The 8,633-nt window shown below is 37.7% G+C and carries 6 protein-coding genes; 5 read left to right on the top strand and 1 reads right to left on the bottom strand.

Annotated features, from left to right (window positions below; genetic code table 11):
- Window positions 1-206: 206 nt before the first annotated feature.
- Window positions 207-2,396: a DNA helicase RecQ gene (gene recQ, locus HMPREF9072_RS06025; protein WP_009419726.1), complete on the bottom strand. Its 2,190-nt coding sequence runs from the start codon at window positions 2,394-2,396 to the stop codon at window positions 207-209.
- 537 nt (window positions 2,397-2,933) lie between these two features.
- Between recQ and gldF the strand changes: the two genes are divergently transcribed.
- The 5 genes from gldF (at window position 2,934) to HMPREF9072_RS06000 (ending at window position 8,502) form a co-directional block, all read left to right on the top strand.
- The gene (gene gldF, locus HMPREF9072_RS06020) at window positions 2,934-3,653 is read left to right on the top strand and encodes a gliding motility-associated ABC transporter permease subunit GldF (RefSeq protein WP_009750516.1); all 720 of its coding nucleotides are present in this window, start codon (window positions 2,934-2,936) and stop codon (window positions 3,651-3,653) included.
- The gene (gene gldG, locus HMPREF9072_RS06015; RefSeq protein WP_009750515.1) at window positions 3,650-5,338 is read left to right on the top strand and encodes a gliding motility-associated ABC transporter substrate-binding protein GldG; all 1,689 of its coding nucleotides are present in this window, start codon (window positions 3,650-3,652) and stop codon (window positions 5,336-5,338) included. The genes gldF and gldG overlap by 4 nt, the downstream gene beginning before the upstream one ends.
- A 1-nt stretch (window position 5,339) precedes the next feature.
- Window positions 5,340-6,533, top strand: a complete 1,194-nt coding sequence (gene mnmA, locus HMPREF9072_RS06010) for a tRNA 2-thiouridine(34) synthase MnmA (protein ID WP_009750514.1) — start codon at window positions 5,340-5,342, stop codon at window positions 6,531-6,533.
- Window positions 6,534-6,601: 68 nt separating this feature from the next.
- Window positions 6,602-7,876 carry a glycosyltransferase family 4 protein gene (locus tag HMPREF9072_RS06005; RefSeq protein ID WP_009750513.1) on the top strand — a complete coding sequence of 425 codons (1,275 nt, stop codon included), beginning with the start codon at window positions 6,602-6,604 and terminating at the stop codon, window positions 7,874-7,876.
- Window positions 7,877-8,190: 314 nt separating this feature from the next.
- On the top strand, window positions 8,191-8,502 hold the full coding sequence (locus HMPREF9072_RS06000) for a hypothetical protein (protein WP_002672015.1): 312 nt from the start codon (window positions 8,191-8,193) through the stop codon (window positions 8,500-8,502).
- Window positions 8,503-8,633: the final 131 nt, after the last annotated feature.

Raw genomic sequence — 8,633 nt, 5'->3', positions numbered from 1 at the left:
CTGCCCGTGCGGCTCGCACCGTCATTTGTTCGTTATTTGTTTATCTGCCTGTGCGGCTCGCACCTGTCCGTGTGGCTCACACCTGCTTGTGTGGCTCACACCGTTTTCACTAAAAAAAGTGTCTGAGAAATTATAGCTAACTCTCAGACACTTTATTTAATCTAACTTACTTATTTTATTATAGGTTAAATGTAAAACTTCTCATATTAATTCGCTACTTCACTAATAAATTTCAATCGGTAGATTCTTAGTTCATCATCTTCGTAATCACCGGCAAACTCTTTAGAGGCTAACGATATTTTATCACTTTCAGCTTCCATAAAGTATTCGTGAAGCTCTTCTTGTTGCTCTTCATCAAAGATTTCATTCACCCAATAATCGATATTCAGCTTGGTACCACTGTATACTATTTGTTCCATTTCTTTGAGGAACTCATCCATTTCCAATCCTTTGGCTTGTGCGATGTCAGGCAAAGGCAATTTGCGGTCTATATTCTGAATGATAAACAATTTCAAAGCTGAGTTAGACCCGGTAGTTTTTACTATTAAATCCTCAGCGCGCACAATGTCATTCTCTTCTACGTAACGCTCAATGAGCTTTACAAACTCACTACCATATTTCTTAGCCTTGCCTTCCCCTATACCGTGTACATTAGTAAGTTCCTGAATAGTAATAGGGTATTTGAGAGCCATATCTTCTAGCGAAGGGTCTTGGAATACCACAAACGGAGGTACCCCTTTTTGTTTGGCTACTTTCTTACGCAAATCTTTGAGCATTTCAAGAAGTACAGGGTCGGCTGCTACGGCATTAGCACTGTTGATATCTTCTGGTTCTTCTTCATAACTATGATCTTCAGTCATCATAAATGAAGGTACATCTTTTAAAAACTCTTTTCCTTTATCGGTGATAAACATCACTCCGTAAGTTTCTATATCTTTACGTATGAGTCCGTTTACCATTACCTGACGGAGGAGTGCCATCCAGTAAGCATCGTCTTTTTCCTTCCCAATACCAAAGAACTCTTGTTCGTCAATACGGTGTGCTTTGATAATAGCACTTACTTTTCCAATAAGCGTATTTACAATCTCTTTAGCTTTAAATTTCTGTTTGGTAGCAATAATTACGTTTAGCAATTTCACCACATCGTCTTTGGCTTCTTTCTTTTCTTTAGGGAAACGTACATTATCGTCCATATTAGCACCTTCACCATTTACCTCGTCAAACTCTTCGCCAAAGTAATGTAAGATAAATTTACGGCGTGAACTAGAGGTTTCAGCGTAAGCTACAATGTCCTGCAAGAGCGCTTGTCCTATTTCTTGCTCGGCTATAGGTTTGCCTATCATAAATTTTTCGAGCTTCTCTACATCTTTATAGGAATAGAAAGCCAAGCAATGCCCTTCACCACCATCACGACCGGCACGTCCGGTTTCTTGATAGTAACTCTCTATACTTTTAGGAATATCGTGGTGAATTACAAAGCGCACATCGGGTTTGTCAATACCCATACCAAAAGCAATAGTTGCAACTACCACATCTACTTCTTCCATCAAGAACATATCTTGGTGTTTGGCGCGTGTTTTGGCATCTAATCCTGCGTGATAAGGCACTGCCGAAATGCCGTTTACTTGTAAGGTTTGTGCGAGGTCTTCCACCTTTTTACGGCTGAGACAGTATATAATCCCAGATTTTTTACTGTTCTGTTTCACAAAACGAATGATATCGGCATCTACATTTTTAGTTTTAGGGCGTACCTCGTAATACAAGTTTGGACGGTTGAACGACGACTTAAACACGTTAGCCTCCTGCATTCCTAAGTTCTTCAAAATATCTTCTTGTACCTTAGGAGTAGCCGTAGCAGTAAGCGCTACAATAGGTATATTACTGCCCAAACGCTCGATAATGGTTCTAATATTGCGGTACTCAGGACGGAAATCGTGTCCCCATTCCGAGATACAGTGCGCCTCATCTACCGCTACAAAGGAAATAGGTACTGTTTTGAGAAAGTTAGCATATTCCTCTTTGATAAGCGACTCGGGGGCAACGTATAGCAATTTAGTCTTGCCTGCACTGATGTCTTCCATTACCTCTCGAATTTCATTTTTAGTAAGCGAAGAGTTGAGCACGTGGGCAATACTATCGGTTGACGAAATACCACGCATAGCATCTACTTGGTTTTTCATCAAAGCGATAAGCGGAGAGATAACAATAGCAGTTCCCTCCAAGACTAAGGCAGGTAATTGGTAACACAATGATTTACCACCGCCTGTAGGCATAATAACAAAGGTGTTCTCTTTGTTAATCACGCTGGTAATAATTTCTTCTTGATGCCCTTTAAACGCTTCAAACCCAAAGTAGTGTTTCAGGGCATTGTGTAAATCATCTTTTGTCATTTCCATATTAAAAATTCTTCTGTTTTAGTGTTGAGTTTTTCTGTTATTACATTCAGTTTACAAATATACGACATTTTTATAAACCACAAAATTTTTTGATAAAAAAATATTGTCACACTTATAAATGTTCTTTTATAAAGCTACTAATGGGAAGCCTATATGCTCCCAAAATGCGAGCTTTGTCAGAGCTTGACTTTTCTTGTAAATATGAAATTTTTTCATTCGATAAACTTAATTCTACGTGTTTAAAACGGCATTTAGAGGGTTAGGGGAGAAGGCAAAAAGAAAAAATACATCACTTATATTTTTTACTTTTACAATATTATAAAGGGAGTAAAGAGGATAAAATTTGCATTACATTTTCTACAATAAGAAACCAATACTCTTGAAAATATGATAATTGTTACTAACTTTTATTACCCCTATAGTGGTAATATCATATTATTTTCGTAATTTTGCACGCTGAAAAATCACTAAGAATAAAGGTAAGTAATCATAACTCTTTACCTCTTATCTCTTAACTCTTACCTCTTAACTATAAAAATGTACGCACTATTCAAAAAAGAAATCCGTTATTTCTTCACTTCGCCCATTGGTTTTACTATCATTGGGCTCTTTATCGTACTCAACGGCTTGTTCCTATGGGTCTTTAAAACAGATTACAACATTTTCAATGCTGGTTTTGCCGATATGTTGCCTTTTTTTAGGCTTTCGTCTTGGGTTTTCGTCTTTTTAGTACCCGCCCTTACGATGAGAAGCATCTCAGAAGAGAAAAAAAGCGGTATGTTAGCCCTTTTGTTCACCAAACCGGTCAGCACCCTGCAAATGGTGCTCGGCAAGTACTTGGGTATTCTCTTCTTACTCTTTGTAATCCTTTTGCCGTCAGCCCTGTACGTCTATATGGTATGGGTGTTGGGCAACCCCGTAGGCAACTTAGATATAGCAGGCACTGTGGGGTCTTACATAGCCTTGTTTTTGCTGGTAGCCGCTTTTGCCTCAGTAGGCTTATGGGCGTCGTCTATAAGTAGTAACCAAATCATTTCCTTTGTGTTAGCTGCCTTTCTATGCTTCTTTTTCTTCTTTGGTATCGACCAACTTATTGCCTTTGTAGCCCCCGAAGATTTTGGCGGGGTAGGCTTCCAAACGCATTTCGATGCTATCAGTAGGGGAGTGCTCGACACCCGAAATATCGTGTATTTCCTCTCTGTTATCTCATTTTTCATATATCTCACTACCTTATCACTCAAAGCCTACAAACGATGAAAAAACTCTTTCAAAACTCTATTAGCAAGGTAGTTATAGCCTTAGTATGCCTCCTTGCAGTCAATTATATCGCCAAACAATGGCACACGCGGATAGACCTCACACAAGACAAACGTTATACGCTCTCTGAGGTGAGCAAGAAAACACTTGCTAAAATACAGAATCCTATCGTGATTGATGTATTGCTCAAAGGCAATATCCCTACCGAATTTAAGAAATTACAGACTGAAACAATTCAGTTATTAGACGAGTATGCTGCTGCCAATAACAACATTATCGTCAATTTTGTAAATCCATTAGAAGGGGAGGAGCACCCCGAAAGTGTGATTCAAGAACTGATAAATAATGGCTATCAGCCCCTGCAAATCACCCAAAATGAAGCGGGAAAATCTTCTATTGAGTATATTTTCCCTTGGGCAGTGATTAGCGATGGCAAGAAGAGTGAGCGCGTTCGTCTCTTCGTGAACAAACTCGGCTCTACCGACCAAGAGCAGGTACAGAACTCAGTACAGAAATTGGAATACAATTTTACTGATGCGCTCTATAAGTTTACGTTGGACAAGAAGAAGAAAATCGCAGTACTCAGAAATAACGGTGCGCTGAAAGATATCTATATGGCCGACTTCCTCAAAACAGCGCACGAATACTACTTTATAGCACCTTTTACCCTCGATTCAGTGGCTACCAACCCCGAGAAGACTCTACACGACCTCGAAAAATTCGATTTACTGCTCGTGCCTAAGCCTACTGAGCCTTTCACCGATGCCCAAAAGCAGGTGGTAGACCAATATATAATGAATGGCGGTCGTGCTCTATGGCTGATAGACAATGTAGCGGTTTTCTTAGAAGATATGTACAAAACAGGCGGAATGACAATGGCAATGCCCGTCAATCTAAACCTTACCGATATGTTTTTCCAATATGGTTTCCGTATCAATTACACTTTGGTAAACGATTTGTACTTCTCCGAAATTATAGTAGCTACTGGTGACGGCTCTCAAACCCGTTATATGCCTATCCCTTGGGTGTATAATCCGCTGGTGCTTTCAGGTAATAATCACCTTATCAACAACCATTTAGACGCAGTAAGGCTTCAGTTTGCCAATAGCATCGACACGCTGAAAAACGGTGTGAAGAAAACAGTTCTTCTCGCTAGTTCACCTTTTTCAAAAGCGGATGGTACTCCACGTGAAATTAACTTGCGCATTGACCCCAATAACCAGAATAAAGAAGCCTACAAACACGGAAATATTCCATTAGCAGTGCTTTTGGAAGGTGAGTTTAACTCAGTTTATAAAGACCGTATTCGTCCCATAGACCTTAAAGAAAAAGCTGATAGAAGCAAACCTACTAAAATGCTTGTAGTGGCTGATGGCGATATTATCAAAAACGATATAGATAGCAAAAATAATATCCCCTTAGAACTCGGTTTTGATAAATGGACAAACAAATATTATGATAATAAAGCCTTTTTGCAGAATGCTTTAAATTACCTCTTAGACGATACTGAGTTTTTGAGTTTGCGCAATAAGAAAGTACAATTGGCTTTCTTAGACAAGGAAAAAGTAGCCGAAAGTGCCAGCAGTTGGCAAGTAAAAGTATTTGTGTATCCATTATTGCTTTTGATATTGGTAATGCTTTTGGTATTATATTTTTACAAAAAGAAGAACCTAAAGAAAGGATAAAATGAAAAGAGTAGTAGTAGGACTTAGCGGAGGGGTAGACAGTAGTGTAGCAGCCTATTTGTTAAAAGAACAAGGTTATGATGTGATAGGCCTTTTTATGAAGAATTGGCACGATGATTCGGTTACTATTTCAGATGAATGTCCTTGGTTAGAAGATAGTAACGATGCGCTTTTAGTAGCCGAAAAGCTTGGTATTCCATTTCAAACGGTGGATATGAGTGAGCCCTACAAAGCCCGTATTGTCGATTATATGTTCAATGAATACGAACACGGCAGAACGCCCAATCCCGATGTGTTGTGTAATCGAGAAATCAAGTTTGATGTCTTTATGAAGCTCACCCTTAGTTTAGGTGCTGATTACGTAGCAACGGGACACTATTGTCGCAAAGAAGAAATAGAGATAAATGGTAAAAAAATCTATCGGTTACTATCGGGGAAAGATGAAAATAAAGACCAATCGTATTTCCTATGTCAGCTTTCACAAGACCAACTTAGTAAAGCACTTTTCCCTATTGGAGAATTGCAGAAATCGGAAGTGAGAGCCATTGCCAAAGCTCAAGATTTGATAACTGCTGATAAAAAAGATTCTCAGGGACTTTGCTTTGTAGGAAAAGTGCGTTTGCCCGAGTTCCTACAACAAAAATTACAACCCAAACAAGGCGATATTATTGAAATCTCCAATGATTGGAAAGGATATACTGACTTTGATATGCCACGCACTTTTGAAACTTATGAAGACGAATTGGAGTATTTGTCACAACGTTTTGTTTATCAACCTAAAGACGGTAAAAAAGTAGGTACTCATCAAGGAGCTCATTATTTCACCAAAGGGCAACGCAAAGGCTTAAATGTGGGAGGAACCAAAGAACCTTTGTTCATTATAGAAACTGATATCGAGAAGAATATCATCTATACAGGACAAGGACACACTCATCGCGGATTGTTCCGCAGTGCTTTGTTTATCGCAGCCCCTGATGAACATTGGATTCGCGAAGATTTGGCATTAAAAATATATGAATCGAAAGAGTTTATGGTACGTATACGCTATCGTCAGCCATTACAGAAAGCGGTTTTATATAAAGTCGAAAACGGTTTGTATATTCATTTTTCAGAACCTCAAAGTGCTGTTACTGAGGGACAATTTGCTGCCTGGTACAACGGAGATGAATTAGTGGGTAGCGGTGTTATTTCATAGAAAAAAAACACCTATTTGTAAAATGGTTATAATGTATATTATGTCAAATAACAGATAGGGAAAAAGATATGAAAAAGGTACTTATCATCACTTATTATTGGGCGCCTGCTGGCGGACCTGGTGTACAACGTTGGTTAAAATTTGTAAAATATTTACGAGATTTTAATATAGAACCTATTGTATATATTCCTGAAAACCCAACTTATCCTATCATCGATAATGAAATAGGAAACGATTTGCCTACCGATATACAAATTATCAAACATCCTATATGGGAACCTTATGCTTGGGCTTCGTTATTCTCTAAAAAGAAAACCCAAAAAATTAGTTCGGGTATCATTCCGCGTAAAAAAGTTTCTATTTTAGATAAAGTATTACTTTGGATACGTGGTAATTTCTTTATTCCCGATGCTCGCAAATTCTGGGTAAAACCTTCTATAAAGTATCTGAATAAGTTTATAAAAGAAAACCAGATAGAAACTATCATCACCACTTCGCCTCCCCACAGCATACACCTTATAGGTTATGAGTTAAAGAAACAAATTCCTCACCTCAAATGGATTAGCGATTTCCGCGACCCGTGGACAACTATTGGTTATTACAAAGATTTACGCCTTACTAAATGGGCAGATAAACGTCAGCATTATTGGGAAAAAGAAGTGTTACAACAATCAGACTTGGTGATTACAACCAGTTTCAAGACGCAAAAAGACTTTCAGCAGCTTACCAATACTCCTATTGAGGTGATTACCAATGGTTACGACGAGGAAAAAACAATCACTCCTCCCCTATCCAATAAATTCCTTATTTCGCACATAGGTTCCTTATTATCAGATAGAAACCCCAAAATACTGTGGAAAATATTAGCCGAATTAGTACGCGAAGAACCTCATTTTGCCGAAGATTTCACACTTTGTTTTGCAGGCAAAGTAAGTGAAGAAATCGAAGAAGATATTCGCCATAACGGACTTACACCTTATTATATTAATAAAGGTTATATTAGCCATCAAGAAGCTATTGGTTTGCAAAAGCAATCGCAAGTATTGTTGCTCATCGAAATAGATTCCGAAGAAACACAAGGTATTATTCCGGGTAAACTGTTTGAATATATGATTTCGGGGCGACCTATTCTCGCCATAGGACCTCATAACTGGGATGTTACACCTATTCTCACTGAAACACAAACAGGTACTTTTGTAGGATATACCGATGCCTCTCAGATGAAAGCCAAAATAGTAGAGTTCTATCATCAATTCCAACATAAAACACTTAAAACCAACCCTAAAGAAGTAGAACAATACAGCCGTAAAGCCCTTACTCAGCGGTTGGCTCAACTGATATGAAAAGTTTTCTTATTTATCACATTTTTTTCTATTAATGAAAGATTTTCTACAATAAATAATCTTTTTCTTTTGTTTATTCAAAAATAATACATACCTTTGCAGATAAATCTCAAAAAATACTTTTTCTGCTTCTTATATAAAAGAAGGGAAAAGTATCTGGGGAAAACAATTTTCTATATAGAGAATTAAAAAAACTATCTCGGAAAAATGATTTCCTATGTTGGGAACTGAAAAAACTATCTCAGTAAAACGATTTCCTATATAGGAAACAAATAAAACAAGTAATTATTTCATAAAATTTAATTGACAATCTTATGGCAAAGAAAACTTATTCAACCAATTTAGTCGAATCACAAGTGATGATTGACGGGTTAAAAGGTCGTAATGACAAATTGCCTTTGGGTGTGAAGGCCGAAGACATTACTAAGCTCGAAGAACTCCGCAAGAAGATGGAAACGCTCAACAGTGAACAAGAAAAGCTCAAAGCTGACCTCAAAACTAAGACTCAAGAGCTTAGTAAGACTATTACCGAAATAGAAAGTAAAGTATCTTTCATTAAAAAACTCATAAAAATTGATATTCCTCAAACACAATGGAAAGAATTTGGTATTGAGGACAAACGGTAAAAAGAAATACCTTGTTAGGCAGTGCGTCCCAACAAGGTATTTTTTGTAATGATAAATAGTTAAGAACGAATTACTTTGTATGTATAATAATTCAGGAACTATATATAATATCAAACTTATTGAATAGAACA

Source organism: Capnocytophaga sp. oral taxon 324 str. F0483 (assembly GCF_000318315.2).
In the GTDB taxonomy this organism is placed as follows: Bacteria; Bacteroidota; Bacteroidia; order Flavobacteriales; family Flavobacteriaceae; genus Capnocytophaga; species Capnocytophaga ochracea.
This window is presented reverse-complemented; position numbering and strand designations above follow the sequence as displayed.